At 71.3% G+C, this 26,494-nt stretch carries 24 protein-coding genes; 13 read left to right on the forward strand and 11 right to left on the reverse strand.

What is annotated here, in order from left to right; translation table 11 throughout:
• Positions 1 to 45: 45 nt before the first annotated feature.
• The 4 genes from ACWD10_RS19335 (at position 46) to ACWD10_RS19350 (ending at position 3,348) form a co-directional block, all read left to right on the forward strand.
• Positions 46 to 1,023, forward strand: a complete 978-nt coding sequence (locus ACWD10_RS19335; protein WP_451092679.1) for a carbohydrate ABC transporter permease — start codon at positions 46 to 48, stop codon at positions 1,021 to 1,023.
• Complete coding sequence (locus tag ACWD10_RS19340) at positions 1,020 to 1,904, forward strand: carbohydrate ABC transporter permease (protein WP_451092461.1); 885 nt, start codon at positions 1,020 to 1,022, stop codon at positions 1,902 to 1,904. The genes ACWD10_RS19335 and ACWD10_RS19340 overlap by 4 nt, the downstream gene beginning before the upstream one ends.
• A gap of 116 nt (positions 1,905 to 2,020) precedes the next feature.
• Positions 2,021 to 2,239 (forward strand): hypothetical protein, encoded by a 219-nt coding sequence (locus ACWD10_RS19345; RefSeq protein ID WP_451092463.1) that lies wholly within the window; start codon positions 2,021 to 2,023, stop codon positions 2,237 to 2,239.
• A gap of 11 nt (positions 2,240 to 2,250) precedes the next feature.
• A complete protein-coding gene (locus tag ACWD10_RS19350) occupies positions 2,251 to 3,348 on the forward strand; it encodes a hypothetical protein (RefSeq protein WP_451092465.1) in 1,098 nt (365 codons plus the stop codon).
• Positions 3,349 to 3,662: 314 nt separating this feature from the next.
• Here the strand turns inward: ACWD10_RS19350 and ACWD10_RS19355 are convergent, their stop codons facing one another.
• From ACWD10_RS19355 to ACWD10_RS19365, 3 genes are read right to left on the reverse strand one after another with little or no spacing between them, the layout of a single operon-like run.
• Positions 3,663 to 4,388, reverse strand: coding sequence for a glucose 1-dehydrogenase (locus tag ACWD10_RS19355; protein WP_451092467.1), 726 nt, complete (start codon positions 4,386 to 4,388; stop codon positions 3,663 to 3,665).
• Complete coding sequence (locus ACWD10_RS19360) at positions 4,385 to 5,398, reverse strand: acyl-CoA dehydrogenase family protein (RefSeq protein ID WP_451092469.1); 1,014 nt, start codon at positions 5,396 to 5,398, stop codon at positions 4,385 to 4,387. The genes ACWD10_RS19355 and ACWD10_RS19360 overlap by 4 nt, the downstream gene beginning before the upstream one ends.
• Positions 5,395 to 6,573: an acyl-CoA dehydrogenase family protein gene (locus tag ACWD10_RS19365; protein WP_451092471.1), complete on the reverse strand. Its 1,179-nt coding sequence runs from the start codon at positions 6,571 to 6,573 to the stop codon at positions 5,395 to 5,397. Before ACWD10_RS19365 ends, ACWD10_RS19360 begins: the two co-directional genes overlap by 4 nt.
• Positions 6,574 to 6,627: 54 nt before the next feature.
• Between ACWD10_RS19365 and ACWD10_RS19370 the strand changes: the two genes are divergently transcribed.
• The 3 genes from ACWD10_RS19370 to ACWD10_RS19380 are packed head-to-tail and all read left to right on the forward strand — an operon-like array spanning position 6,628 to position 9,259.
• Positions 6,628 to 7,413, forward strand: a complete 786-nt coding sequence (locus tag ACWD10_RS19370; RefSeq protein ID WP_451092681.1) for an SDR family oxidoreductase — start codon at positions 6,628 to 6,630, stop codon at positions 7,411 to 7,413.
• A 21-nt stretch (positions 7,414 to 7,434) separates the two neighbouring features.
• Positions 7,435 to 8,067, forward strand: a complete 633-nt coding sequence (locus ACWD10_RS19375; protein WP_451092473.1) for a TetR/AcrR family transcriptional regulator — start codon at positions 7,435 to 7,437, stop codon at positions 8,065 to 8,067.
• 34 nt (positions 8,068 to 8,101) lie between these two features.
• Complete coding sequence (locus tag ACWD10_RS19380; protein WP_451092475.1) at positions 8,102 to 9,259, forward strand: acetyl-CoA C-acetyltransferase; 1,158 nt, start codon at positions 8,102 to 8,104, stop codon at positions 9,257 to 9,259.
• Between the two features lie 109 nt (positions 9,260 to 9,368).
• Here the strand turns inward: ACWD10_RS19380 and ACWD10_RS19385 are convergent, their stop codons facing one another.
• From ACWD10_RS19385 to ACWD10_RS19405, 5 genes are read right to left on the reverse strand one after another with little or no spacing between them, the layout of a single operon-like run.
• A complete protein-coding gene (locus tag ACWD10_RS19385; RefSeq protein WP_451092477.1) occupies positions 9,369 to 10,280 on the reverse strand; it encodes a tyrosine-protein phosphatase in 912 nt (303 codons plus the stop codon).
• A 46-nt stretch (positions 10,281 to 10,326) separates the two neighbouring features.
• Entirely contained in the window at positions 10,327 to 11,406 is a 1,080-nt protein-coding gene (locus ACWD10_RS19390) for an NAD(P)H-dependent flavin oxidoreductase (RefSeq protein ID WP_451092683.1), read from the reverse strand.
• Positions 11,407 to 11,417: 11 nt separating this feature from the next.
• Positions 11,418 to 12,152, reverse strand: coding sequence for a CoA-transferase subunit beta (locus tag ACWD10_RS19395; RefSeq protein ID WP_451092686.1), 735 nt, complete (start codon positions 12,150 to 12,152; stop codon positions 11,418 to 11,420).
• A 14-nt stretch (positions 12,153 to 12,166) separates the two neighbouring features.
• Entirely contained in the window at positions 12,167 to 13,036 is an 870-nt protein-coding gene (locus ACWD10_RS19400) for a CoA transferase subunit A (protein ID WP_451092479.1), read from the reverse strand.
• Entirely contained in the window at positions 13,033 to 13,791 is a 759-nt protein-coding gene (locus ACWD10_RS19405) for an enoyl-CoA hydratase family protein (RefSeq protein WP_451092481.1), read from the reverse strand. The genes ACWD10_RS19400 and ACWD10_RS19405 overlap by 4 nt, the downstream gene beginning before the upstream one ends.
• A 56-nt stretch (positions 13,792 to 13,847) precedes the next feature.
• Here ACWD10_RS19405 and ACWD10_RS19410 point away from each other — a divergent pair, with 56 nt between their 5' ends.
• Entirely contained in the window at positions 13,848 to 14,669 is an 822-nt protein-coding gene (locus ACWD10_RS19410; RefSeq protein ID WP_451092483.1) for an SDR family oxidoreductase, read from the forward strand.
• Position 14,670: 1 nt separating this feature from the next.
• Complete coding sequence (locus ACWD10_RS19415; protein WP_451092485.1) at positions 14,671 to 15,567, forward strand: SDR family oxidoreductase; 897 nt, start codon at positions 14,671 to 14,673, stop codon at positions 15,565 to 15,567.
• 233 nt (positions 15,568 to 15,800) lie between these two features.
• Here ACWD10_RS19415 and ACWD10_RS19420 read toward each other — a convergent pair whose 3' ends face one another.
• Positions 15,801 to 16,748 (reverse strand): hypothetical protein, encoded by a 948-nt coding sequence (locus tag ACWD10_RS19420; RefSeq protein ID WP_451092487.1) that lies wholly within the window; start codon positions 16,746 to 16,748, stop codon positions 15,801 to 15,803.
• A 235-nt stretch (positions 16,749 to 16,983) separates the two neighbouring features.
• On the opposite strand from ACWD10_RS19420, the gene ACWD10_RS19425 reads away from it, so the two are divergent.
• The 4 genes from ACWD10_RS19425 to ACWD10_RS19440 all read left to right on the forward strand — a co-directional run bounded on the left by ACWD10_RS19425 (position 16,984) and on the right by ACWD10_RS19440 (position 23,398).
• The gene (locus ACWD10_RS19425) at positions 16,984 to 17,778 is read left to right on the forward strand and encodes a S1 family peptidase (protein WP_451092489.1); all 795 of its coding nucleotides are present in this window, start codon (positions 16,984 to 16,986) and stop codon (positions 17,776 to 17,778) included.
• 421 nt (positions 17,779 to 18,199) lie between these two features.
• Positions 18,200 to 18,874 carry a response regulator gene (locus ACWD10_RS19430; protein WP_451092491.1) on the forward strand — a complete coding sequence of 225 codons (675 nt, stop codon included), beginning with the start codon at positions 18,200 to 18,202 and terminating at the stop codon, positions 18,872 to 18,874.
• A 27-nt stretch (positions 18,875 to 18,901) separates the two neighbouring features.
• Positions 18,902 to 20,047, forward strand: a complete 1,146-nt coding sequence (locus ACWD10_RS19435) for a sensor histidine kinase (RefSeq protein ID WP_451092493.1) — start codon at positions 18,902 to 18,904, stop codon at positions 20,045 to 20,047.
• Positions 20,048 to 20,206: 159 nt separating this feature from the next.
• On the forward strand, positions 20,207 to 23,398 hold the full coding sequence (locus ACWD10_RS19440) for an endo-alpha-N-acetylgalactosaminidase family protein (RefSeq protein ID WP_451092495.1): 3,192 nt from the start codon (positions 20,207 to 20,209) through the stop codon (positions 23,396 to 23,398).
• A 75-nt stretch (positions 23,399 to 23,473) separates the two neighbouring features.
• Here ACWD10_RS19440 and pepN read toward each other — a convergent pair whose 3' ends face one another.
• Together pepN and ACWD10_RS19450 are read right to left on the reverse strand one after the other, a co-directional pair.
• Positions 23,474 to 25,996 (reverse strand): aminopeptidase N, encoded by a 2,523-nt coding sequence (gene pepN, locus ACWD10_RS19445; RefSeq protein ID WP_451092497.1) that lies wholly within the window; start codon positions 25,994 to 25,996, stop codon positions 23,474 to 23,476.
• 48 nt (positions 25,997 to 26,044) lie between these two features.
• Positions 26,045 to 26,410 (reverse strand): chorismate mutase, encoded by a 366-nt coding sequence (locus tag ACWD10_RS19450; RefSeq protein WP_451092499.1) that lies wholly within the window; start codon positions 26,408 to 26,410, stop codon positions 26,045 to 26,047.
• Positions 26,411 to 26,494: the final 84 nt, after the last annotated feature.

Raw genomic sequence — 26,494 nt, forward strand, 5'->3', positions numbered from 1 at the left:
CCGAGTAAGCGACCGAGTGAGGGACACCCTTCCGCTGTGAGCACCGTGAAAGTCGAGGAAGCAGAGAAAGAAGCGCTCGTCGGCGGTGGGCCACAGGCCGCGCAGGCCTCCGCCCGCCGCAGGCGGCACCTGACCAACCTCACCCGGCCGTGGCTGCTGCTCGCCCCGGCCCTCGCCGTCCTCGCGGGGCTGCTGCTCTGGCCGCTCGTGCAGGTCGGCAAGCTCTCGCTCCAGGACTACGAGGTCAAGTTCGGTGGCGGGATCGGTACGTTCACCGGGTTCGACCATTACGCCGATCTGCTCAGCAGCCCGCTGCTGTGGCGGACCGTGCTGCCCAACACGGTGTTCTTCGCCGTCGCGTGTGTGGGGCTCACGCTGGTCGTCGGGACGCTGGTCGCGCTCCTTCTCAACCGGCTCGGGCCCACCTGGCGGCTGATCTGCTCCGTCGCGATCCTCGCCGCCTGGGCGATGCCCGCGGTCACCGGGACGTATGTGTGGATCTGGCTGTTCCAGCCGCAGGACGGGCTGTTCAGCCAACTCGCGGGCAGCGTCGGCCTGATCGACCCGGAGACCACCAACTGGTTCACCGAACGGCTGCCGTTCTACGGCATCGCCACCCTGAACGTGGTGCACCACAGCTTCCCGTTCGTCGCCATCACCGTGCTCGCGGGCCTGCTCACCATCCCCAAGGAGCTCTACGAGGCGGGCATGCTGGACGGCGCCAACGCCTGGCAGCGGTTCTGGAAGATCACCCTGCCGACCATCCGGCCGGTCTTCCTGGTGGTGACCATCCTCTCCACCATCTGGGACTTCAAGGTGTTCACCCAGATCTTCGTGATGCCGGGCGGCGACGGCTCCAATCCGGACGTCTACAACCTCGGCGTCTTCTCGTACATCGAGGCGTTCGCGAAGAACGACTACGGCACGGGCGCCGCGGCCGCGGTGCTGCTCACGGTGCTGCTGCTCGTCATCACGATCGTCTATATCCGGACGCTGTTCCGGCAGGGGGAGGAGGACCTGTGAGCACAGTGAGCACGGTGAGCACGGTGAAAGCAGTGCGCACCCGAGCCGCCTCTCGCCGCCGTACCAGCCCGGCCGCCCGGATCGGGATTCCGGTCGCGGTCGCCGCGCTGCTCGTCTTCACGCTCTTCCCCGTCTACTGGATGATCTCCACCGCCCTCGACCCGAAGGCGGCCGTCCGCGGCTCCGACCTCGCGCCCAGCGGGTTCACCTTCGAGCACTTCCAACTGGTCTTCGAGAAGGGCAACTTCGGTACGTATCTGCTGAACTCGGCCGTCGTCGGGCTCGGCACCATCCTGGCCGCCGCGGTGCTCTCGCTGTTCGCGGCGGTGGCGGTGGCCCGGTTCAAGTTCCGGTTCCGGACCTCCGTACTGATCATGGTCCTTGTGGTGCAGATGGTGCCGCTCGAGGCCCTGGTCATCCCGCTGTTCATTCAGATGCGCGATTACGACCTGCTCAACTCGCTGCTCGGCCTGACGATCGTGTACGTCGCCCTGTCGCTGCCGTTCGCGATCTGGACGCTGCGGGGCTTTGTGCAGACCGTGCCGAAGGAGGTCGAGGAGGCGGCGTATATCGACGGGGCTTCCTGGGGGCGGATGTTCCGCTCCGTGCTGCTGCCGCTCGTGGCGCCGGGCCTGGTGGCGACCTCGATCTTCGCCTTCATCACGGCGTGGAACGAGTTCGTGTTCGCGTACACCTTCATGAAGGACGGCTCCAAGTACACCGCCGCCGTGGGCATTTACCAGTTCTTCGGCGAGAACTCCACGGCCTGGGGTCCGGTCATGGCCAGCTCGACACTGGTCACGCTGCCCGTGATGATCTTCTTCGTGGTGGTGCACCGCAGGCTGGGCTCCGGGCTCGCGGCCGGTGCCGTGAAGGGCTGATCAACTGGCCGTAGCCGTACGGGAATCCGGGCCGCCCCCGTCGTTGACTATTAGTCAAAGACGGGGGCATGCTCGTGACCTGACCCAGGAGTAATGAGCGAGCCCCGGGAGGTCCCGTGAGCACCGAAGCGCTGGGAAACGTGAGTGGGGAATTGGGGGCCGCGCCCCCGGAGAGCTTCGGGCGGCTCGAACCCGGGCAGCTCCAGCTGCTCGCCGACGCCTTGCGCGGCGAGCGCGAGAGCCGGGCCGCAGGGCTGGGCGAGGCCGCCGAGGCCGCCCTGAAGCTGGTGCCCGCCCTGGCACGCGGACCCGTCCGCAAGATCCTGTTCCGGTAAGGGGGCCGACCATGGACACGCTGCAGGGCCGCGCCGAGACCCAGAAACTCGCCCGGCTGCTCGACGCCGAGCCGGAGCGGTTCGCGTTTCTCCAGGGGCTGCCCGCCGACGACGTACGCCGGTTCCGCGAGCAGACCGTAGCGGCGCTCTTCGACCGGGCGCCCGACATGCTCGACCGGATCGCCGCCGCGACCAAGCTGGTGCCCTCCGGGGTGGCCGCCGCGATCTCCCAGAAGGCGCTCGGGCCCCGGCTCGCCGCCGCCGTCGCGGGCCGCCTCGACCCGGCGCGGGCCGCCGACATCATCGAGAAGCTGCCGGTCGCCTTCACCGCCGAGTCCTGCGCCTACCTCGACCCGCGCCGGATACCCGGGATCGTGGACCGGATCGACGAGAACCTGATCGTCCGGATCTCGGTGGCGCTCGCCGAACGCGGCGACCACCTCACCATGGGCCGCTTCGTGGGGTATCTGCGCGACTCGGCGCTCGCCCGGATCCTGCCGCAGGTCGACGACGCGACCGTGCTGCGCACCGGGTTCGCCATCGACCGGCCCGAACGGCTCGGCCAGATCGTGGCGCTGATGGGCGAGGAGCGGCTCGAACGGGTCATCGCGTCGGCCGGGGACGGCCTGTGGCCCGAGGCGCTCGCCGTCGCCGGGATGGTGACCGGCGAGCAGCGCGCCCGGATCGCCTCACTCGCCGCGGCCCAGCCGCCCGAGCAGCTGAACGGCCTGGTCGCGGTGGCCGCCGAGCAGGACCTGTGGGAGTCGCTGCTGCCCCTGGTCGCGCTGCTCGACGAGGAGGAGCGCCGGGCGGTCGCCGCCCTGCCGTCCCTGCGGGACGCGGATGTCCTCCACGGCGTCGTGCGGGCGGTCGTCGCCACCGCCCTGTGGGCCGAGTTCCTGCCCCTGGTGGAGGTCCTTCCGGACGACTCCCGCAAGACGGTCGCGGATGCGGCGGGGGCGTTGGGGGACGCGGAGCTGGACGCGCTGGCGCGTGAGGTGGACAAGCAGGATCTGTGGGAGCTGGTACTGCCGCTCGTGGAGCTCATGGACGACGCGGCGAAGACGCGGATCTTCGAGCTGCCCGCGTTTCAGGAGCAGGCGGGTTAGGGCGTGTCCGATGGGTCAGGCGGGCTGCGGTGGGTGGTGTCTGTCCGTGTGGCCGGGAGCGGCGTCTGGTGCGCTCCGCCGCTGCGCGGCTCCGCCTCGCCTCTTTGATTCATCCTTCGGATGGCGAGCAGCAGCTGCAAGGCGGAGGAGGCTGTGACATCAGCCGCTTCGCGGCGGGCGACGCGGAGCGTCGGGGACCGACGACAACGCCCGGGGGCACCTCCCGCTCGAGCGAAGCCGAGAGTGGGGGCGTGCGGGCCGGCGTCGCGACCCAGGCAGGACCCATCGGACACGCCCTAGGCGGGCCCGGGGCCTCACGCCGTCTGGCCGCCGTCCGCGGTGAACTCCGCGCCGGTGACGTACGACGAGGCCTCGGAGACCAGGAACAGCACGAGGCCGCCCACCTCCTCCGGGCGGCCCGTGCGGCCGAGCGGCACGTGGGACCAGTCCCGGCCCGCCATCACCTCGGCGATCATCGGGGTGTCGATCGCTCCCGGATGCACGGAGTTGACGCGGATCCGGTACGGCGCGAGGTCGAGCGCCGCGCACCGGGTGAGCCCGCGCAGGCCGAACTTGGATGAGCCGTACGCCGCGCTGCGCCGCAGGCCGCCCAGCCCGGCGGTCGAGGAGATGTTCACCACCGAGCCACCGCCCGCGTCCTTCAGGGCGGGCACGACCGCCTGGATACCGAGGAACGGCCCGAGCAGGTTGACCCGCAGCAGCCGCTCGAAGTTCTCGTACGTCTCCTCCTCCACGGACGCTGTGCGCCACAGGCCCGCGTTGTTGACGAGGGCGTCGAGCCTCCCGAAGCGGTCGAGCCCGGCCCGCACGGCGGCCGCCCAGCTCGCGGCATCGGTCACGTCGTGGCGTACGAACAGGGCTTGGTCACCCAGGGACTTGGCGACCTGACGGCCCTCCTCCTCAAGGAGGTCCGTGAGCACGACCCGCGCCCCGGCCTCCGCGCAAAGCCGCGCCTCCGCGGCACCCTGGCCCCGAGCCGCTCCGGTGATGAGCACGGTCTTGCCGTCGAGGGAGATCATGCGGATTCCTTTCGGAAGAGGACCTGCTCTCGGCACCACCCCGGCGCCCCCCACGCCGTGCGCAGGGCCTGGGCCTTGCGGAGCCACAGGGAGAGGTCGAGCTCTTGCGTGTAGCCGACGGCGCCGTGGAGCTGGAGGGCCGTGCGCGCTGCGCGGTACGCCGCCTCGGAGGCCGCGACCTTGGCCGCCGCGATGTCGGCCCGGGTCATCGAGAGTGCCGCTCCGAAGAGCAGTGGGCGGGCGAATTCCAGGGACATCAGCGTGTCCGCGAGCTGGTGCTTGACCGCCTGGAACGACCCGACCGCCACCCCGAATTGGGTGCGTTGCCGCACATGAGCCACGGTCCGGTCGAGCAGCGCGAGCCCGACCCCGAGGGCCTGTGCCGCCGTGGCGAGGACCGCCCAGTCGGCCGCCGCCCGCGCCGCGTCGGCCGCCCGCGGCCCGGCCGCGAGCACCGGGCCGCCCGGCACGGGCAGCGCCAGGCGGCGGGCCGGGTCGGCGGAGCGGCGCACCGGGCCGTGGCCGGGGGCGAGCCGGAGCTCCGTCGCGGCCGACCCGGCTCCGGCGGCATACCGCACCGTCCAGGAGGCCGCCTCCGGGTCCAGGGCGTACGGGCCGCCTTCCGGTAGCGCGAGGGTCGCCGTCGCCTCGCCGGAGGCGAGGTCCCCGAGCCGTTCCTTGGCCGCCCGGGATGGTGCCGCGTCGTCCCCGAGGGCCGTGAGCAGCCGGGCCGCCGCCACCGTTTCGACCAGCGGGCCGGGTACCGCGTGCCGCCCCAACTCCACGAAGGCGACGGCCAGTTCGACGGGGAGCGGCCCCATCCCTCCGTACTCCTCGGGCACCGCGAGTGCCAACACTCCGGCCTCGGCCAGGCGCCCCCACAGCGCCTGGCCGGGCCGGAAGTCCCCGGATCCCCATGCGCGTACGGCCGAAGGGGTGTCCGCCGCCGTCAGCATCGCGTCCAGCGAGTGGGCGAACGCCTGCTGTTCCGCGTCCAGGAGGAACCTCATGCCCGGCGTCCCTTCGGCAGGCCGAGCAGCCGCTCGGCGACGATGTCCCGCTGGATCTCGTTCGTACCGGCGTAGATCGGGCCCGCGAGCGCGAAGACGTACCCCTCCGCCCAGTCGGAGTCCGGGAACGCGCCGTCTCCGTCGGCGAGTTCGCCGTCCGCGCCGAGGAGGTCGAGGGCCGTCTCGTGGGTACGGATGTCGTGCTCGGACCAGAACAGCTTGTTCAGGCTGGACTCGGCGCCGATCGATTCCCCGGCCGCGAAGCGGGAGGCGTTGGCCGCCGTGAAGAGCCGGTACGCCCGTGCCTCGATCACCGCGTCCGCGACCCGGTCGCGCAGCGCCGTGTCCGCCGGGTCGCCGCGCTCCCGCCACAGCCGCACCAGGCGGTCGGCGGTCGCGAGGAAGCGGCCGGGGGAGCGGAGGGTCAGGCCGCGCTCGTTGCCGGTCGTGGACATCGCGATCCGCCAGCCCTGGCCCGGCTCGCCGAGCACGTCCTCGTCCGGTACGAAGACCCCGTCGAGGAAGAGCTCCGCGAAGGCGGGTTTGCCGTCGAGGCGCCCGATGGGCCGGACCGTGACGCCCGGCGCCCGCAGGTCGAACATCAGATACGTGAGCCCCCGGTGCGGCTTGCCCTCGGCCGCGCCCGAAGGGTCCGTACGGAAGATGCCGAAGGCCCGGTCGGCGAAGGCGGCCCGTGAGGACCAGGTCTTCTGGCCGGTCAACAGCCAGCCGCCGTCGGTGCGTTCGGCCCGGGACCTCAGGGACGCCAGGTCCGAGCCCGCCTCCGGTTCCGACCACGCCTGCGCCCAGATCACCTCGCCACGGGCCATCGCGGGCAGGATCCGGGCCTTCTGCTCGGCGGTGCCGTGGTCGAGGAGCGTGGGCGCGAGCAGGCTGATGCCGTTCTGCGAGACCCGGCCGGGCGCGCCCGCCGCGTAGTACTCCTCCTCGAAGATCAGCCACTGGAAGATGTCCACGCCACGGCCGCCGTACTCCTCGGGCCAGGAGACCACCGACCAGCGGTCCGCCGCCAACCGGCCCTCCCAGGCGCGGTGTTGGGCGAAACCCTCCTCGGTCTCCAGTGAACGCAGCGGCTCTGCGGGCACGTTGGCCCGCAGCCAGGCGCGTGCCGCGCGGCGGAATTCCTGCTCTTCGGGTGACTCGTCGAGGTCCACGGGGCGACCGACTCCTTCCCTAACAAGTGTTTGGTAGGTTAGCCTCCTGGCGTGATGGACAACAAGCCGCAGTACGTAGCCGGGCACGGACTGCTCGACGGCCGCACCGCCGTCATCACCGCCGCCGCGGGGGCGGGCATCGGCGGGGCCACCGCGCGCCGGTTCCTCGAAGAGGGCGCCTTGGTGCTCATCAGCGACGCCCACGAGCGGCGCCTCGCCGAGTCCGAGGCCGAGCTCGTCAAGGAGTTCGGGGCGGACAAGGTGGCGTCGCTGGCGTGTGACGTCACCGAAGAAGAGCAGGTGCGGGCGCTCTTCGGGTACGCCGTCGAACGCCACGGCCGACTCGACATCGTCGTCAACAACGCCGGGCTCGGCGGCACTTCGCAGCTCGTCGACATGACGGACGAGCAGTGGTCACGCGTGCTCGACGTGACGCTGAACGGCACCTTTCGGTGCGTACGGGCGGCGCTGCGGGCGTTCCGTGAGTCCGGCTCGGGTGGCGTCATCGTCAACAACTCCTCCGTCGTCGGCTGGCGCGCCCAGGCCGGGCAGGCGCACTACGCCGCCGCCAAGGCCGGGGTGATGGCCCTGACGCGCTGCGCCGCCGTCGAGGCCGCGGAGTTGGGCGTACGCGTCAACGCCGTCGCCCCGAGCCTCGCCATGCACCCGCACCTGGCCAAGGTCACCACCGACGAGCTGCTCGCCGAGCTCACCGAGCGGGAGGCCTTCGGTCGATACGCCGAGCCGTGGGAGGTCGCCAACGTGATCGTCTTCCTCGCCGGGGAGTACTCCTCGTACATGACGGGCGAGGTCGTGTCGGTCAGCAGTCAGCACGCGTAGCCGGGGGCGGACAATGGACCTGTGCCGAACCAGCCGAACACCTCGAACCAATCGAAGAAACCCCAGGTGACCGCCGCGCCCGAGCGGAGGCGTGAGCTCCTCGCCACCGCCGCCGAGGTCTTCGCCGCGCAGGGTTACAACGCCACCACCGTCCGTAAGATCGCGGACGCGGCGGGGATGCTCGCGGGCAGCCTCTACTACCACTTCGACTCGAAGGAGGGGATCCTCGACGAAATCCTCTCCACCTTCCTCGACGAGCTCTGGCAGGGCTACGACGCGGTGCTCGCCGCCGACCTCGGCCCGCGCGAGACCATCGAGGCCCTGGTCACGGAGTCGTTCCGGGAGATAGACCGGCACCGCGCCGCCGTCGCGATCTACCAGAAGGAGTCCCGGCACCTCGCGCGGCAGCCCCGCTTCGCGTATCTCGCCGAGTCGCAGCAGAAGTTCGAGAAGGCGTGGCTCGGCACCCTGGAGCGCGGCGTCGACGCCCAGGTCTTCCGCTCCGACCTGGACGTCCGGCTCACCTACCGCTTCGTGCGCGACACCGTGTGGGTCGCCGCCTCCTGGTACCGGCCGGGCGGGCAGCACAGTCCGGAGGAGATCGCGCGGCAGTACCTGTCGATGGTCCTGGACGGAATCGCCGTACGCACCTGAACCCGCTGATGCAACAGACCTGTTGGGAGTTGTCATGGCCGAGGCCTACATCGTCGAAGCGGTCCGTACGCCTGTGGGGCGGCGCAAGGGCGGACTCGCCGGGGTCCATCCGGCCGACCTCGGGGCGCATGTGCTCAAGGCCCTCGTGGAGCGCTGCGGCATCGACCCGGCCGCCGTCGAGGACGTCGTACTCGGCTGCCTGGACACGGTCGGGCCGCAGGCCGGCGACATCGCCCGCACGGCGTGGCTGGCCGCCGGGCTGCCCGAGGAGGTGCCGGGCACGACGGTCGACCGCCAGTGCGGCTCGTCCCAACAGGCCCTGCACTTCGCCGCACAGGGTGTGCTCTCCGGCACGCAGGATCTGGTGGTCGCGGGGGGCGTGCAGAACATGTCGATGATCCCGATCGCGTACGCCTCCCGGCAGGCGGGGGAGCCGCTCGGCCTGAAGGACGGGCCCTTCCACGGGTCGCAGGGGTGGCGGGCCCGGTACGGCGATCAGCCGGTCGACCAGTTCCACGGTGCCGAGCTGATCGCCGAGAAGTGGGGTATCTCGCGGCGCGCGATGGAGGAGTTCGCACTCGGCTCGCACCAGCGGGCGGTGCGGGCGATCGACGAGGGGCGGTTCGAGCGGGAGACCGTGGCGTACGGGGACGTGGCCGTGGACGAGGGGCCGCGCCGTGACACGTCCCTGGCGAAGATGGCGGCGCTCGAGCCGGTCGTGCCCGGCGGCACGATCACCGCCGCGTGTTCGTCGCAGGTCTCGGACGGTGCGGCGGCGCTCCTCCTCGCCTCCGAGCGGGCGGTACGCGACCACGGGCTGACCCCGCGGGCGCGGGTGCATCATCTGTCCGTCCGGGGCGAGGACCCGATCCGGATGCTGTCCGCGCCGATCCCGGCGACGGCGTACGCCCTGAAGAAGGCGGGGATGTCGCTCGACGAGATGGATCTGGTCGAGATCAACGAGGCGTTCGCGCCGGTGGTCCTGGCGTGGCTGAAGGAGACCGGGGCGGATCCGGAGCGGGTCAATGTGAACGGGGGCGCCATCGCGCTGGGGCATCCGCTGGGGGCGACGGGGGCTCGGCTGATGGTGTCGTTGGTGCACGAACTGGAGCGGACGGGTGGGCGGTTCGGGTTGCAGACGATGTGTGAGGGCGGGGGGCAGGCGAACGTGACGATCGTGGAGCGGGTTTGATTCCCCAGCCCCGCCCCTTCCCGTAAGCAGGGGGCGGAGCCCCCCGCGGCGTTAGCCGCATATCGACACAGCCGGGAAGGGGCGGGACCGGGGGAAAGAGCGACGGTGCTCAGGCCACCAGACGCTCCCGCAGTCCGACCAGCGTCCGCCCGTCCAACCCGAGCCCGTTCCGTACGTACCCGCCGAGCCCGCCGTAGTCCGCGTCGGCCTGGGCCAGGGCAGCGCCCAGATAGTCCGGCCGCACCTCCTGCACCGGAATCAGCAGATCCGGGTTCTGCATCAACCCCATCTGCTTCAGCGCCTCCCGGGTGCGCCGGTCCGCCTCCGCCCGGAAGGTGTTGGACAGGAGATAGTCCTGCTCGGCCACCGTGCCCGGTACCCCCACCAGGCTCAGCGTCAGGTAACTCGCCCAGCCCGTACGGTCCTTGCCCGACGTGCAGTTGAAGAGCAGCGCGCCGCCGCCCGCGCCCCCGGCCAGGTCCCGCAGCGTTGCCGCGAACCGGCCCCGGTTCGTCGCGTCCGTCACGAACGTGCGGTAGATCTTCCGCATCAGCTCCTCCGCACGGCCGCCGCCCAGCGCCTCCTCCTGCTTCACGGGGTCGCGCGAGCTGATGACCCCGAGCAGCCAGGCGTACAGGCCCATGTCGCTGACGGGCCGGGAAACCGCCGTGAGCCCGGCGGGGAGCCGGTCCGGGCCGTTCTGTTCGATCTCGAACGGGACCCGGAAGTCGACCACCCTGGTCAAGCCGAGGCCGCCGAGCACCGTCACGTCCGCGTCGGTGAGTTTGCTCAGTTCGTCGGCGCGGAACGCCCGCCCGTAGCGGACCTCGGCACCGTCGTACGTGCGATAGCCGCCCAGGTCACGGACGTTGACCGCGCGTTCGAGCGGGATGTGCCGCACCGAGCGCGGCGTGCCCGACACCCGGACCCGGGGCCGCGCCACCGCGGCGGAGGGGGTGAGGGCGGCGGCCACCACTGCCGTCGCGCTACCGGTGAGCAGCGTGCGTCTGGAGATCGACATGCCTGAACTCCCTTGCGGGATATGCCGGTGATGCCGGATACGGAGATCACCCTGGGGTTGGCAGGGTGCCGTGCGCGTGCAGCCCTTTCCGTACGTGCTCTGCCTCGGCCATGACGCGGTCGACGAGCTCCGCACACGACGGCAGGTCGTCGATGACTCCCGCGACCTGGCCGGAGGCCATGACGCCGAGGTCGGTGCGGCCCTCGACCATGGCGGCCCGGAGCAGCATCGGGGTGTTCGCGGCGAGCAGGACCTGGCTCCAGGTCAGCTCCTTGCCGTGGTTCATGCCGTGCTTCATCGCCAGGCCGTCGCGGACCAGGCGCGGCCACGAGAGCCCGGAGAGCTTGCGGAAGGCGGCGGCGTGCCGGACGGACCTGGCCAGCCTCCGCGTACGGCCCGCGCCTTCCAGGGACGTCACCAGGTCCGTACGGAGCATGCGGTGCGGCAGACCGTCCACGGCCGTCGTGACCGTCACGTCTGTGACCGACGCCGCCAGATAGTGGGCCTTGACCGGGTCCGGGACGGCCGAGTCCGAGGTCAGCAGGAAGCGCGTGCCCATGGCGATGCCCGCAGCCCCGTACGCGAGCGCCGCCACCAGGCCGCGTCCGTCATGGAATCCGCCCGCCGCGATCACCGGAAGGTCCACCGCGTCCACGACCTGCGGCAACAGCACCGTCGTCGCCACCTCGCCGGTATGGCCACCGCCCTCGCCGCCCTGCACGAGCACCGCGTCCGCGCCCCACGCCGCCACCTTCTCGGCGTGCCGCCGGGCGCCGATGGACGGGATCACGACGGTCCCCGCGTCCTTCAGCTCCGCGATCAGTTCGCGGGACGGGGCCAGGGCGAAGGACGCGACCCGCACGCCCTCCTCGGTGATCACGCGTACCCGGTCCCGTGCGTCGGCCGCGTCCGCGCGCAGATTGACCCCGAAGGGCGCGTCCGTACGAGACTTGACCTCGCGCACGGCCGCGCGCAGCTCGTCGAGCGTCATCGTCGCGGAGGCGAGGATGCCGAGGGCGCCCGCGTTCGCGGTGGCCGAGACGAGCCGGGGCCCGGCGACCCAGCCCATACCGGTCTGCACGATCGGGTGGCGGATGCCGACGAGCTGGGTGAAGGCCGTGGGGATGGTGGCGGGGCTCATCGGGCGGGCACCTCGCGTTCGCGTACGCCCTTCGGGTCGATGACCGTCCGGATCAACTCCAGCTCATCGGCGGTGGGTTCGCGGGTGTACGGCACCTCGTCGGGGACGGTGAGTTCAAAGCCCGTCGCCGCGCGCACCTGCTCGACGGTCACGCCCGGGTGCAGCGAGGCGAGCCGCATCGAGTGGTCGGGCGTGGCGAAGTCGAAGACGCCGAGGTCGCTGACGACACGCGGCAGGCGGTGGTGGCGGGCGACGGGCCCGGCCTCGGCCGCGCGGTCGTAGCCGACCCCGCTCACCATGTCGACGCGCTCCACGAAGGCCCGCCGCGAGTGCTTCGGCACCCAGTAACTCACGGGATTGTTCAGCGTGTTGACGGGCGCTCCCCGCACCCCGAGCAGCTGCCGCTTCGGGCGGTGCCAGTCGCCGATGCAGGAGATGTTCTGGTTGCCGTACCGGTCGATCTGACTGGCGCCCATCATGACGTGCCGCCGCCCGCCGGCGGCCAGCTCCAGATGACGGCGGTACGGCAGCCAGCCCTCCACCGTCCCGTCGAGCGACACCAGCATCGCCTCGCCGTCGGTCAGGAGCAGGTCGGGCGAGAAGGTCCGCTTGGCGAGCCGGGCGCCGAAGGACGGGATCGGGGCCATCGGGCTGGCGAGCACCTCGCCCACGCCGCGCCACACCTCGGCGCAGGCGATCACGCAGTACTCGGCCCGGGTGACGGTGCTCATGGCCTGGGTGTCGGTCACTGCTGCTGCTCCTCGTGCCACGTCTGGACGGCGGTCTGGTACGCGTGTTCGCTGTCCCCGGACAGGAACCGCCCGGCGAACTCGGGCCAGGGCGTGGTCGCGTACGCCTTCTGGAACGCCTCGTCGCGGCCGTAGTCGGGCGCGCAGGAGGTGAAGTGGGCGCCGTTCGGCGTCTCGACGACGCCCGTGACGTTGTGGCGGCTGACGAGCAGGGTCTGCGGGGCCGCGTCCTTGGTCAGCTCGGCGGTCTCGACGAGCTGCTCGCAGGAGACGTAGGCGGCGCTCGCGGCCTCGCAGAACAGGTCGTCGAAGTACGGGTCGGGGCCCAGGTATTGGGCGTTGCCGAGCCGGTCGGCCCGGTTGAGGTGGACGAGCGCGGCGTCCATGCGCAGGGCGGGCACGGCCACGAACTCCTCCTGCTCCCCGGTGCTCTCGTCCTCGTACGGTGAAGTGACCGTGCGCAGCTCGGGGTTGACCCTCATCACGTCGGATCCGATGCCCGCGCGGACCGGCAGGAACGGCAGCCGGTTGGCGGCCGCGCGCAGGCCCCACAGGAACATGGCCTCGTCGTACTCGGTCAGCTCGATGGCGCCGCTCTCGCGCGCCGCCCGGAAGTGCGGCTCCAGGGGAATCGAGTCGAGCGTCACGAACGGCGCGACAACCCGATGGATCCGACCGGCGGCGGCGAGCATCCCGACGTCCGGGCCGCCGCACGAGACCACCGTCAGATCGGTCAGCTCCGACCGCAGGATCGCCCGCACCAGGGCCATCGGCTTGCGGCGCGCGCCCCAGCCGCCGATGCCGAGCGTCATGCCGCTGCGCAGCCTGGAGACGACCTCGTCGGGCGTCATGCTCTTGTCGGTCACTTTCCGTCCCCCTTGCCGAAGGTGTCCCGGACCCGGTCGGCGACCCCGCTGAGGTTGGCCTCGAAGGTGAAGCCCTGCTCGAAGCGGTAGCTGCGGCGTACGTCCATGGGGTCGATGCCGTTGATCGCGGCCTTCGCGAGCCGCAGCAGCTGGCCGTCCTTGCGGGCGATCTCGCGCGCCAACTCAAGGGTTGAGTCCAGGAGTTGGTCACGCGGCACGACCTGCCACACGGAGCCGTGGGCGTGCAGCTCGGCGGCCGTCGCGGTGCGGGACGTGAAGTACAGGGCGCGCATCAGGTGTTGGGGGACCAAGCGGGCCAGGTGGGTGGCGGCGCCGAGCGCGCCCCGGTCGAGCTCGGGCAGCCCGAAGGTGGCGTCGTCGGCGGCCACGATCGCGTCCGCGTTGCCGACGAGCCCGATCCCGCCGCCCAGACAGAACCCCTGCACGGCCGCCACCACCGGCACCTCGCACTCGTACACCGCCGCGAACGCCTCGTAGCAGCCGCGGTTGGCGCCCAGGAGCGCGGCGTTCTCGGCCGTCCCTGCCTCGCCTTGCAGCTCCTTGATGTCGACGCCCGCGTTGAAGCCGCGCCCGGCCGCCTCCAGGACGACGCAGCGCACCTCGGGGTCGCGGCCCGCCGCGCGTACCGCGTCCGCGAGCTCGTACCAGCCGTGCACGGGAAGGGCGTTGACGGGCGGGAAGTCGACCGTGACCAGTGCGATGCCCTTGTCCGGGCTCGAGGTGGAGACACCCATGGGAGGATCAGCTACCTTTCCACCAAACATTTGTTAGGTGGGGAAGGTAGCAGCGAATGCAAGAGGAGGGGAGGGCCGCGGACGGCATGGATGGTGGTACGCGGGATGCGGCGGGCGGGCGCGTCGTGGTCGTCACCGGTGGCACGCGCGGCGTCGGCGCCGGGATCGCCCGCGCCTTTCTGCGGGCCGGGGCCCGGGTGGTGGTGTGCGCCCGCAGGCCGCCGGACGAGCCGGTCCAAGTGGCGGGCACCGAGGCCGAGTTCAGGCCGGTCGACCTGCGCGATCCGGACGCGGTCGAGGTCTTCTTCGACGGCGTACGCACCACCTACGGGCGCCTGGACACCCTGGTCAACAACGCGGGCGGTACGCCGTACCGGCTGCTCGGCGAGACCGGTGCCCAGCGGCACGCGCGCGTGCTCGAGCTGAATCTGACCGCGCCCCTGACGGCATCGCTCGCGGCGTACCCGCTACTGAAGGAGAGCCGCGGTTCGGTGGTGATGATCGGCAGCGTGAGCGGGACGCGGCCGTCGCCGGGGACCGCCGCGTACGGGGCGGCGAAGGCCGGGCTCGCGAACCTGGCCGCCTCGATGGCGGTGGAGTGGGCGCCCGAAGTGCGGGTCAACACGCTGGTGTTGGGCATGGTCCGCACCGAGCTGTCCGCGCTGCACTACGGCCACGACGGGGAGGACGGCGGGGTCGCGGCGGTCGGCCGCACCGTGCCGCTCGGCCGCCTCGCGGAACCCTCCGAGGTCGGCGAGGCGGCCGTGTTCCTGGCCTCGGAGCGGGCGGCGTACATCAGTGGGGCGAGCCTGCTGGTGCACGGGGGCGGGGAGCGCCCCGCGTTTCTGGCTGCGGCAACGGTCAACAAGGAGGCGTGATATGGGAGTTGGGGATACGCCCGGGCTGTGTGCGGGGCGGGTCGTGGCGGTGACGGGCGCGGGGCGCGGGCTCGGGCGCGCGCACGCGCTCGCGTACGCCGCCGAGGGCGCGCGGGTCGTGGTCAACGACCTGGGTGTGTCCCTGGACGGCTCGCCGGGATCGGGGACCCCGGGCGACGAGGTGGTGGCCGCGATCGTCGCGGCGGGCGGTGAGGCCGTCGCCCACGGCGGCGACATCGCCACGTCCGAGGGCGCCGCGTCCCTCGTACGCACCGCCCTGGAGACGTACGGCCGTCTCGACACCCTCGTCAACAACGCGGGCTTTCTGCGCGACCGCACGCTGGTCAACCTCGACGAGGACGACTGGGACGCGGTCATGCGGGTCCATCTGAAGGGCCACTTCCTGCCCCTGAAGCACGCGGCCGCGCACTGGCGCGCCGAGTCGAAGGCGGGCCGGACACCGCAGGCGCGGGTCGTCAACACCAGTTCGGGGGCCGGGCTCCTCGGCTCGGTGGGGCAGGGCAACTACAGCGCGGCCAAGGCGGGCATTCTGGCGCTTACGTCGGTGGCGGCGGCGGAGCTCGGCCGGTACGGCGTCCAGGTCAACGCCCTTGCCCCGGCCGCCCGTACCCGGATGACCGAGCAGACCTTCGCCGGACTGGAGGCCGCGCCGGAGGACGTATCGCCGCTGGTGGTGTGGCTCGGCTCGACGGCGAGCGAGGGGGTGACCGGGCGGGTCTTCGAGGCGGAGGCCGGGCGGATCACCGTGATGGAGGGGTGGCGTGCGGGGCCGACGACCGACAAGGGGGCGCGGTGGACCCCGGCGGAGGCGGGCGATGCGGCACGGAAGCTGCTCGCTTCGGCGGCGGCTCCGGGGCCGGTCTATGGGGCGGGGTGAGGTCGAAGTTGCGGCAGACCGCCCACACGATCGGGTAAGCTGCCCGCCGTGCGGAGCGAGAACCAAGCTCCGTACACGTGCTGATCGAGAACCAAGACAGCACACCCAGAGCTTTGCTCTACCAAACCGGGCAGGTTCCGTCCCGGCTGGTGTTGAGGGAGTAAGACCCTTCGAGGGGCTACCTCGGGAGGCTTCCTGAGCCAGGAATCCCCCTGCTTTAGCTGGGGGAGGGTTCAAGTATCGCAGTCGAGGACCGTGCGGCACAGCCCGCACCGTGCCCTGACCCGCCCCCGCACCGGCACCCTGATCCGCTGGCGGCAGGTGGGGCACGGGAAGGTGACGCGGGGCGGTGAGCCGCGCTCGAAGTGGTACTGGCCGCCCGCGAGGTCCCCGGGATTCGTGGACCCGGCAGGGTCCGCAGCGAGTGGCCAGTCCTCGGACAGGGCCCGGCGACGGTCCCGCGCGTAGCGGCGGCGCCCCATCCATCCCGCGGCCGCCAGCGGCGGACGCTGCCCGTCGCGGCGGGCCTCCCGCAGGCCCGTCGTATACGCGGTGTACGCCTGCGGGCTGGTGAACCACACCGCCGGGTCCTCGCCGAACGCGAGCGCCCGCTTGGCCAGGACGTAGCCGAACTCCTCCGGCGTGAGATAGCCGAGCTTCTGCGAGGAGACCTGGTCCTCCCGGTAGGCGTCCAGGAGCAGCCAGCCCGCGCCCAGATACGTGGCGGCCGTATCCGTGAGGATCTCGTTGTCGCGGGTGCCGGGGAAGTGCAGGTCGAGGCGGTGCAGATAGACGTGCGTCACCTCGTGCGCGAGGGCGGCGCCGATGTCGCGGCGGTGCTCACGGAACCGGTCGTTCAGCTCGATGAAGTACTCGGGGCCCGCGGTCAGTTCGACGTTCGCGGCCTGTTCCATCCGGCGGAAGCTGACGATGATCCGGGCGTCCGGCAGGCGCAGCTGCCGCACCATCGTGCGGGCCACCCGCTGCACCCCCAGATACAGGTCGTCCACATCGCTGAAGGCCACATCGGCCGGGACCACGCTGGTGTCGAAGGCGTGCACGGTGTCGTACGAGAGGCGCTTGTAGACGGCGTTGATCGCCGAACGCACCGTTTCCAGATGCGGGAACCCGTGCGCGACCGGGCCGCCGCCGCCACTGTCCGGGGGACTGCCGTTCGCCACGCCGTACCCCCTCGAAGGTCGGCCAAGGTCGACTGGATCACTTCCAAGTGATTTCCACTGTACGGGGGTTCGTGGGGAAACGGGCCGTGCCCATTGGCCGGAAACTCACCCTTGCCTACCGACCGTTCGGACCCCAATAATCCGTGGCACGTGGATTGGCATGCCCATGTCGCTCTGCTGCACCCCCTTGGCGTGGGCCGCCTGCACGTGCAACCCCCCACGAAAGGAAAGACAGTTGAAGAACCCCTTTGGTTCATTCAAAAGAGCGGCCGCCCTCGGCGCCGTCACCCTCGCCGCCGTCAGCCTTCAGCCGCTGAGCTCCGCGTCGGCCGCCGACGTGACCGGCGACCCGGGGACCAGGGTCGTCGGCGGCACCCCCGCCGAGCAGGGTGAATTCCCCTTCATGGTGCGGCTCTCGATGGGCTGCGGCGGCTCCATGTACGCCAAGGACATCGTCCTGACCGCCGCGCACTGCGTGGACGGCTCGGGCGAGGACACCTCCATCACCGCGACCGGCGGCGTCGTGGACCTGGAGAGCCCGGACGCGGTCACCGCCAAGTCCACCAAGGTCCTCCAGGCCCCCGGCTACGACGGCAACGGCAAGGACTGGGCGCTCATCAAGCTCGACAAGGAGCTCGACCTGCCCCTCCTGAAGACCGCCGACTCGGACGCCTTCAACGAGGGCGAGTTCACCATCGCCGGGTGGGGTGCCGACAAGGAGGGCGGCGACCAGCAGCGCTACCTCCTGAAGGCCAACGTCCCGTTCGTCGACGACGCCACCTGCAAGAAGGCGTACTCCAACCTCATCGAGGGCGAGGAGATCTGCGCCGGCCTCATCGACGAGGGCGGCGTCGACACCTGCCAGGGCGACTCCGGCGGCCCCATGTTCCGTAAGGACGACTCCGACCAGTGGATCCAGGTCGGCATCGTCAGCTGGGGCGAGGGCTGCGCGCGGCCCGGCAAGCCGGGCGTCTACACCGAGGTCTCCCACTTCGCGGCGGACATAGCCAAGGCGGCCTCCGAGCTCTGACCCGGTACGGTCGCCCAGGGCCTGTCGTTTGGATCAGGCCGGACCCGGTCGGCGGTCACGTTCCGGTCGAGTCGAGCGGGGTCTGGTGCGTGCAGCTGCAAGGCGGAGGAGGGCGTCAACGCGGAGCGTTGGCAACCGACGACAACGCCGCAGATGTGCGTGCCAGACCCCGCGACCCCGGCAAGATCCAGACGACGGGCCCTGGCCTGGCACCACGGCACGGGCTGCGATGTCGGGCCCCGTACGCCTCGTACTTCCGGATGAACGCAAGCGAACCGGATGGACGAGGTGTGCGGGGCCCCTCGCCGCGTAGCGTGACGGGAGGGCCAGCGGTTGCGGGCCCTCCCGGGCCCCGGTCCCATAGGAGAAACCGGCTCCCGTACGGGAACCGGGCAGGCAGGACCGGGCAGGCAGGGCGGCAATGACGATCACGGTGGTCATCGCGGACGACCAGGAAATGGTCCGCACCGGCTTCCGGATGATCCTGGAGAGCCAGCCCGACATCCAGGTACTCGCCGATGTCGTCGACGGCGAGGCCGCGCTCGACGCGGTCAAGCGCCTCGACCCCGATGTGCTGCTCCTCGACATCCGCATGCCGAAGCTCGACGGCCTGGAGGTCACCCGCAGGCTCGCCGCCACCACTGACGACACGGATTCCGCGCGCCCACGCATCGTCATCGTCACCACCTTCGACCTCGACGCATACGTACACACCGCGCTGCACGGCGGCGCCAGCGGCTTTCTGCTCAAGGACGCCAGCCCGAACATGCTGGTCGAGGCGGTGCGCGCCGCGGCCGTCGGCGACTCCCTCGTCTCACCCGCCATCACCGTGCGCCTCCTGCGCGAGCTCGCGCCCGTCGCCGAGCGCCGCGCCGAGGCCCGCCGCCCCGCCGAGCCGCTCACCGAACGCGAACGCGAGGTCGTGCGCTGCCTCGCCCGCGGCCTCACCAACGCCGAGATCGCCGCGGCCCTGTTCGTCTCCCTCTCCACGGTCAAGACCCACCTCGCCAACGTGCAGGCCAAGCTCGACGCCCGGAACCGCGTCGAGATCGCCGCCTGGGCCTGGGAGAGCGGCCTGGCCTCGGGCGAACGGTGAGCGCGGACCCATGAGCCGGGCCGAGCCATGATCCAGGCCGAGGCCTGGCTGGAACGACGACGGTCGCGGGTGCTCGCCGCGAAGCTGCTGCTCGCCGCCGTCCTGATCCTCCTCGTCGCCTTCGAGGGCTTCGCCCTGGCCCGCCGCCCCACCGCCCCGCACGCCCTCGTCGCCTTCTCCGGCGTCTTCGTCTGCCTGTGCGCGGTGCCCTGGAGCGGCGCACCGCTGCGCCACCGGGCCCGGGCCGCCGCCGTCGTCTCCTGGGCGGTCACGCTCTTCCTCATCATCGGCGACCGGCCCCTGGTCGTCTGGGGCATGGGCGAGGCCATCGCCCTTCTCGTCCTGCTCACCGGGGTGCTGCTTCGCTCCCCGGCCCGCACCGCCGCCGTCCTCGGCACGCTCCTCGGCCTCGCCTGCGTGGCCGCGCCGGTGCGGGACGCCGACCCCGGCCGGTTCACCATGCTGTTCGCGGTGCTCACCGCCGTCGTCACCGCGTTCTCGCTGCTGCTTCGCAACCAGGCGGTGCAGCGCGTACGCGATCTACAGGCGGTCCGCACCGCCGAGCGCATCGAACTCGCCCGCGAACTGCACGACCTGGTCGCCCACCACGTCACCGGCATCGTGGTGCAGGCCCGCGCCGCCCGCTTCACCACCGCCTCCGGCGACCGGGCCGCCGCGACCTTCGAGCGGATCGAGCACGCGGGCGACGAGGCGCTCGGCGCGATGCGCCGCCTCGTCCGGGTACTGCGCGAGGGCGAACCCGAAACCGAGCCCCTCGCGGGCCTCGACCAGGTACGGGAGCTCGCCGAGCGGTTCTCCGAGACCGGCCCGCCCGCGATCCTGTACGTCGAGCCGGGCCTCGCCGAGCGACTGCCCGGCGACCTCGCGGCCGCCGCCCACCGCATCGTCCGCGAGGCCCTGACCAACATCCGCAAACACGCCGCAGACGCGACCGCGGTACGCATCGGACTGCGCACGGTCGGCGGCGGCCTGGAAATCCGCGTCGCCGACGACGGCACGAAGGCCGCTCCGCTGGGGGAGAAGGCGCGGGGCGGGGGGTTCGGCCTCGCGGGGCTCGAGGAGCGGGTCACGGCGCTGGGCGGGCGGCTTTCGGCGGGGCCGAGCACGGAGGGCGGCTGGGAGGTACGGGCCGTGTTCCCGTACACCTCATAGCCAGCAGCTCACCTCATGGCCGGTCACCCGCTGAACCCGCCCACCCCCGCTAAGTCCAACCACTCCCGCACCTTTGTCCATGGGCCACCCCAACCCGCGTCCCCCATCGTGACGGCCACCGAAACCCGTCTCGAGAAGTCCCACGAAGGGGTGCGCGCAGTGCAGCCGTCGCAGACCACAGCACCGACCGGACCGAGGCCCGGGCCAGGGCCCAGCCGCCGCACCATCGTGGCCACCGGCGCCGCCACCGGAGCCACCCTGGGCCTCGGCCTCACCGGAACGGCCACGGCCGCCGCCCCCGGCGCCAAGACCAAGGCCAAGGCCAAGGCCGAAGCCACCCTCCGCTCCGCCGACCTGGAGGTCCGCGTAGACACGGCCTTCCCCCGCATCATCGGCTCCACGGACCGCTCCACCGGCGCCGTCCTGCACGCCCAGACCGACCCCGTCACCACCCTCCTCGTCGACGGCACCACCCACACCCCCAAGGTCACCGCCGAACAGCCCGCCGAGGACCGTATCCACTACCTCCTCGCCCTCGACGGCGGCACCGAACTCCGCGCCGAGATCACCGTCGACGGCAGACAGGTGCACTGGCGGATCACCGATATCGCCGACACCGAGCAACTCCGCGTCGGCACCCTGCAGTTCCCCGATCTCGCCTTCCTCGCCGTACGCAGCGATCAGCCCGGCGCCGCCCTGCTCGCCGCCCGGATCGAGCTCGACAAGGCCAAGAGCGGCGACACCCTCGTCAAGGTCACCCCGGACACTCCCGCGGAGAAGCCGAGCGGCTGCGCGTACGCAGTCGTCGCGCACGACACGCTCGGCGGCGCGCTCGAGACCAACACCGTGTACGACAGGCCGAGTTCGTCCTCCGGCACCACCTGGGAGAACGGCAGGCTGTGGCGTACGACCGTCAAGACCGGCTCGAACGGCGAACACACCGAGGCGCGGCTCGCCTGCGGCCAGTGGACCCACCGGGCCGCGACCGCACCGGTCGACGCCACCGAACCGCTCCCGTACGCCACCGTGATCGTCACCGGCGACCGCAACGACGACAGCGACGACGACAACGACGGCGACAGCGGCGGCCGCGACGGCAAAGTCACCTGGCAGGACGCCGCCATCGCCTTCCGCGACATCATGGTCATGCCGCTCGGCGCCGACGAGCAGCACCTCAGGGTCGTCCCGCACATCCCGTTCAACTTCGCCTCGCAGGCCACCAACCCGTTCCTCGCCACCCTCGACCAGGTCAAACGGATCAGCCTCGCCACCGACGGGCTGCGCCAGTACACCCTCCTCAAGGGCTACCAGTCCGAGGGCCACGACTCGGCGCACCCCGACTACGCGGGCAACTACAACAAGCGCGCCGGTGGCCTCGACGACCTCAACACCCTGGTCCGGGAAGGCAAGAAGTGGAACAGCGACTTCGGTGTGCACGTCAACGCCACCGAGTCGTACCCCGTCGCCCACGCGTTCTCCGAGACCCTGGTCGACAAGACGAACGAGCAGTGGGACTGGCTCGACCAGAGCTACCGCATCGACGCCCGCCGCGACCTGGTCTCCGGCGACATCATCAAGCGCTTCGCGGACCTGCGCGCCGAAACCGACGACGCCCTCAACACCCTCTACATCGACGTGTTCCGCGAATCCGGCTGGAACTCCGACCGACTCCAGCGCGCCCTGCGCGACCAGGGCTGGATCGTCACCACGGAGTGGGGCCACGGCCTGGAGCGCTCGGCCGTCTGGTCACACTGGGCCACCGAGACCGACTACGGCCCCGACAGCTCACGCGGCATCAACTCGAAGCTGATCCGCTTCATCCGCAACGACCACAAGGACGTCTTCGCCGACAAGTGGCCCACGCTCCTCGGCATCCCGCGCACCGGCAACTTCGAGGGCTGGGTGGCCAAGACCGACTGGAACGTCTTCTACGACCTGATCTGGACCGAGTCGCTCCCGGCGAAGTATCTCCAGGCGTACCCCATCAAGTCCTGGGCGGAGCACGAGATCACCTTCTTCGGCGGTACAAAGACCGTGGTGACGGACGAGGGCGGCAAACGCGTCATCACGACGGACGGCCGGGTGGTGTACGACGACGGCCGCTATCTGCTGCCGTGGGAACCGCGCGAGGCCACGGACCCGGCGAAGCTCTACCACTACTCCGCCACGTCCGGTTCGAGCACCTGGCAGCTGCCGCGCGGCTGGTCGGGCCGGTCGAAGGTATACGCGTACCGCCTCACCGACCACGGCCGCACCGACGCCACCGAAGTGCCCGTGTCCGGCGACGGCACGATCACACTGAAGGCCAAGGCCAAGCAGCCGTACGTCCTCTACCGCGAACCTGCCCCGGCCCCCGCCGACCCCGACTGGGGCCAGGCGACGCCCCTGCGCGACCCCGCCTTCAACTCCGGCTCCCTGAACGCCTGGACGGTGACGGGTCCGGCGTCGGTGGAACTGAGCAAACTGGGCGACTACGAGCTGGTGATCGCCTCGGGCGGCGCCGCGACCGTGGGCCAGCGCCTCACCCGGCTCGCTCCAGGAACGTACGCCGCGTCCGCACAGGTCGAGGTCGGTGAAAAGGCGGGCGAGCGGCGCAAGGCGGCCCTGGAGGTGCGTACGGCGGACGGCGTGACCGCCACGAACTGGACGGAGACGTCCACGGCCGGGAACTACGTCGGGGCCGACCGCAAACACGGCACCCGCTTCCAGCGGATCTTCACATACTTCACGGTGCCGGAGGGCGGCGGCGCGGTCGACCTGACGCTGCGCGCGGCGGCGGGGGCGGCGCGGGTCCGCTTCGACAACGTCCGTATCGTCGCGGCGAAGCGCACGGCGAAGCCCGGCACCCTCGTCCACGAGGACTTCGAGAACGTCCCCCAGGGCTGGGGCGTCTTCGTCAAGGGCGACGCGGCGGGGACCCCGGGCACGCCCAACGACCCGCGCACCCATATCGCCCAGCGGCACGCCCCGTACACCCAGCGCGGCTGGAACGGCAAGGCGATCGACGACGTCATCGACGACTCGGAATCCCTCAAGTCCCGTGGCGAGAACGGGGGATTGATCTACCGGACGATCCCGGCGACGGTCCGCTTCTCACCCGGCAAGACATACCGGGTCACCTTCCGCTACGAGAACGAGAAGGCCGACCAGTACGCCTGGATCACAGCCGTGGACACCCCGGCCCCCCGCGAACTCTCCCGCACACCCCTCCCCGTGGCGACGGAACCCACGGTCCACACCTACGAGTTCACGGCCCCGGACAAGGGCGAGGCGTGGGTGGGCCTGCGGAAGGTGGGCGGGGACGGGAAGGCGGAGTTCGTCCTGGACGCGTTCGAGGTGCGGGAGCTCTAGCCGGTCGAGTCTTCCCGGCCCCGCCCCTTCCCGAAGCCTTGCAGCGGCTCCGGGGGCGGGGCTGGGGAAGCACACCTAGCCCTGCCGCACCCGCAACGCCCGCTCCAAGTCGTCCAACTGATCCACCAGCTTCCGCCGCAGAGCCGCCTCAGGCTCCCCGTCCTCCAGACAAGCCCGCCCCAACGCGAGGGTCTCGGGCGAGACCACCACCCCCGGAAACGCATACCGCCCCGCCGCATCCCCAAGGGCCGAGCCCCGCCGCCCGGCCAGGGCCACCGCATCGTCGTAGAAGCGGGGCACGAACTCCCGTACCAGATGGAGCTGTTCGGGCTGCCAGAAGCCCTGGGCCGTAGCGGTGAAGAGGTAGTTCGACAGGGAGTCGTCGGAGAACATCGCCTCCCAGGCGCGCCGCTTCGCCTCCGGATCGGGCAGCGCGGCCCAGCACCGCGCCGCCCCCTGCTGCCCCATCGCACTCGGGTCCTGCACAAGCTCCGCCTCGATCACCGCGTCATCCACCGCACCGAGCACCGCGAGCCGCCCCAGGATCCGCCAGCGCAGCTCCGGATCGAGCTCCGGGCCGCCGGGCACACTGCCCGAGTCGAACCAGTCGCGGATCGTGTCCGGCTGCGCGGCCGCCGCGATGAAGTGGCGCACGGCGAGCAGCCGGAGCCCCGCGTGCGAACCGTCCTCCGTGCGCCGGATCAGATCGCGGCACAGGTCGGAGAGCGTGGCCAGGGCACCCGGCCGCTGCTCGGCGGGCAGATAGCGGTCGGCGATCTGCGTACCGGCGAAGGTGAGCACCCCCGCCACGAGCGCGAGATCGGTCTCGTACGGCAGGTGCGCGCGGGCGGCCTCCAGGTAGGCGGCGGGCGGCAGTTCACCGTCGCGCACGGCATCACGCAGCGCGTTCCACACGACGGCGCGGGTCAACGGATCGGGCAGCCCGCTCAGGCCGGTCTTCAGGACGGACCACGACGCGTCGTCGAAGCGGATCTTCGCGTAGGAGAGGTCACCGTCGTTGAGGAGCAGGAAGTCGGGCCGCCGACCCGGGCGCACCACCTCCGCCGCATCCGCTGAAGCCGTACCGCCTCGCGGCACATCCACGTCGAACCGCTCACGCAGCACAAGCCGCCCATTGTCGACGAGATCCGCGTCATACACCCCGACCCCGACCCGGTGCGGCCGCTCACCGTCCCGCTCGACCGTGAGCCGCCAGCCGCCCGCGGCCTCGTCGACCCGGGGCGTGAGCTTGTCGACGCCGGTCGTACGCAGCCAGGACTCGGCCCAGGCCGGCACGTCCCACTCGGTCGCGGAGGCAAGGTTGTCGAGGAAGTCGGCGAGCGTGGCGTTGCCGAACTTGTGCCGGGCGAAATGGGCGTTGATGCCCGCGAGGAAGTCCTTCTCACCGAGCCAGGCCACCAGCTGACGCAGCGCCGAAGCACCCTTCGCGTACGAGATGCCGTCGAAGTTGCCGCGGGCGGCCGCCGTGTCGGGCACCAGGTCCGGATCGGGCGCGACCGGGTGCGTGGAGGGCCGCTGGTCCGCGTCGTAGCCCCAACCCTTGCGGACGACGCCGAAGTCCGTCCAGGTGTCGCTGAACCGGGTGGCCTCGGCACAGGTCTGGTAGCCCATGTACTCGGCGAACGACTCGTTCAGCCAGATGTCGTCCCACCACTGGAGCGTCACCAGGTCCCCGAACCACATATGCGCCATCTCGTGCGCGATCACCATCGCGCGGGTCTGCCGCTCGGTGTCGGTGACCGCCGACCGGTAGACGAACTCGTCGCGGAAGGTCACCAGGCCCGGATTCTCCATCGCACCCGCGTTGAACTCCGGCACGAACGCCTGATCGTAGGAGTCGAACGGGTACGGCTCCGCGAACTTCTCGTGGTACCGGTCGAAGCAGCCGAGCGTCGCTGTCATGATTTCGTCGGCGTCCGCATCGAGATACGGAGCCAGGGACCGGCGGCAGTGAATGCCGAACGGCAGACCGCGGTACTCGGTGCGCACCGAGTGCCAGGGCCCGGCCGCCACGGCGACCAGATACGTGGAGATCGGCGGCGTCTCCGCCAGCTGCCACCGGGCCGTGGCGGCGCCCGTGTCCACCTTCTTCGCGATGCCGTTGCCGAGCACCGTCCAAGCGGCGGGCGCGGTCACCGTGACCGCGAAGACGGCCTTCAGGTCCGGCTGGTCGAAGCAGGGAAAGATCCGCTGCGCGTCGTCCATGCACGCCTGCGTGTAGAGATACGTCTCGCCGTCGGCCGGGTCCGTGAACCGGTGCATGCCCTCACCGGTCCGCGAATACCGCATCGACGCATCCAGCTCCAGCGTGTGCGCACCCGCGGTGAGACCGGCCAGCGGCAGCCGGTCACCGTCCAGGGCCGCCGGGTCGAGCGGGGCGCCGTCAAGAGTGGCGGAGCGCAGCGCCGCCACCTTCAGCTCGACGAACGTGTCCCCATCCGTACGGGCCGTGAAGTCGATCACCGTGTGAGAGTCGAACGTCTCCTCACCACGGGTGAGATCGAGAGCGACCTCGTACCGCTGAACATCGAGGAGCCGGGCTCGGGTCTGCGCTTCGTCGCGCCTCAGTACGGACATGGGGACATGCTGCCCGATGCCCGCGCGGCGGCACAGGGGACCCCGGGCTCAGCCCTCCGCGCACTCCTCGCCCGGCCCGTCCGCGATCTGCTCGTGGTGCCGGATCACCTCCGCGATCACGAAGTTGAGGAGCTTCTCCGCGAACGCCGGATCCAGCTTCGCGCTCTCCGCGAGCCGCCGCAGCCGCGCGATCTGCTCGGCCTCGCGGGCCGGGTCGGCCGGGGGCAACCGGTGCTCGGCCTTGAGGTGGCCGACCTGCTGCGTGCACTTGAAGCGCTCCGCGAGCATATGGACGACGGCCGCGTCGATGTTGTCGATGCTCTCCCGCAGCCGGACCAGCTCGGCGCGCACGGAGGCGTCCACCTCACCGGCCGGGGCGGCGGAACGGTCTCCCTGGGTGTTGCTTGAGGTCATGGTGGTCGAGCCTAGAACAAGCCCGCCGCCACTGATCAAGCCGTCCGTACCGAGAACAAGCCGTCCGTACCGATCAGACCGGGG

It is taken from the genome of Streptomyces sp. NPDC002851 (assembly GCF_053591935.1).

Bases quoted from the DNA above. Each gene is read 5' to 3' on its own strand.
- ACWD10_RS19350 (WP_451092465.1), top strand. From the start codon at position 2,251: ATGGACACGCTGCAGGGCCGCGCCGAGACCCAGAAACTCGCCCGGCTG.
- ACWD10_RS19355 (WP_451092467.1), bottom strand. From the start codon at position 4,388: ATGATCTCCCTCGACGGCAAGACCGTGCTCATCACCGGAGCGGCTCGG.
- ACWD10_RS19360 (WP_451092469.1), bottom strand. From the start codon at position 5,398: ATGAGGTTCCTCCTGGACGCGGAACAGCAGGCGTTCGCCCACTCGCTG.
- ACWD10_RS19370 (WP_451092681.1), top strand. From the start codon at position 6,628: ATGGACAACAAGCCGCAGTACGTAGCCGGGCACGGACTGCTCGACGGC.
- ACWD10_RS19380 (WP_451092475.1), top strand. From the start codon at position 8,102: ATGGCCGAGGCCTACATCGTCGAAGCGGTCCGTACGCCTGTGGGGCGG.
- ACWD10_RS19385 (WP_451092477.1), bottom strand. From the start codon at position 10,280: ATGTCGATCTCCAGACGCACGCTGCTCACCGGTAGCGCGACGGCAGTG.
- ACWD10_RS19395 (WP_451092686.1), bottom strand. From the start codon at position 12,152: ATGAGCACCGTCACCCGGGCCGAGTACTGCGTGATCGCCTGCGCCGAG.
- ACWD10_RS19405 (WP_451092481.1), bottom strand. From the start codon at position 13,791: ATGGGTGTCTCCACCTCGAGCCCGGACAAGGGCATCGCACTGGTCACG.
- ACWD10_RS19410 (WP_451092483.1), top strand. From the start codon at position 13,848: ATGCAAGAGGAGGGGAGGGCCGCGGACGGCATGGATGGTGGTACGCGG.
- ACWD10_RS19415 (WP_451092485.1), top strand. From the start codon at position 14,671: ATGGGAGTTGGGGATACGCCCGGGCTGTGTGCGGGGCGGGTCGTGGCG.
- ACWD10_RS19430 (WP_451092491.1), top strand. From the start codon at position 18,200: ATGACGATCACGGTGGTCATCGCGGACGACCAGGAAATGGTCCGCACC.
- ACWD10_RS19435 (WP_451092493.1), top strand. From the start codon at position 18,902: ATGATCCAGGCCGAGGCCTGGCTGGAACGACGACGGTCGCGGGTGCTC.
- pepN (WP_451092497.1), bottom strand. From the start codon at position 25,996: ATGTCCGTACTGAGGCGCGACGAAGCGCAGACCCGAGCCCGGCTCCTC.
- ACWD10_RS19450 (WP_451092499.1), bottom strand. From the start codon at position 26,410: ATGACCTCAAGCAACACCCAGGGAGACCGTTCCGCCGCCCCGGCCGGT.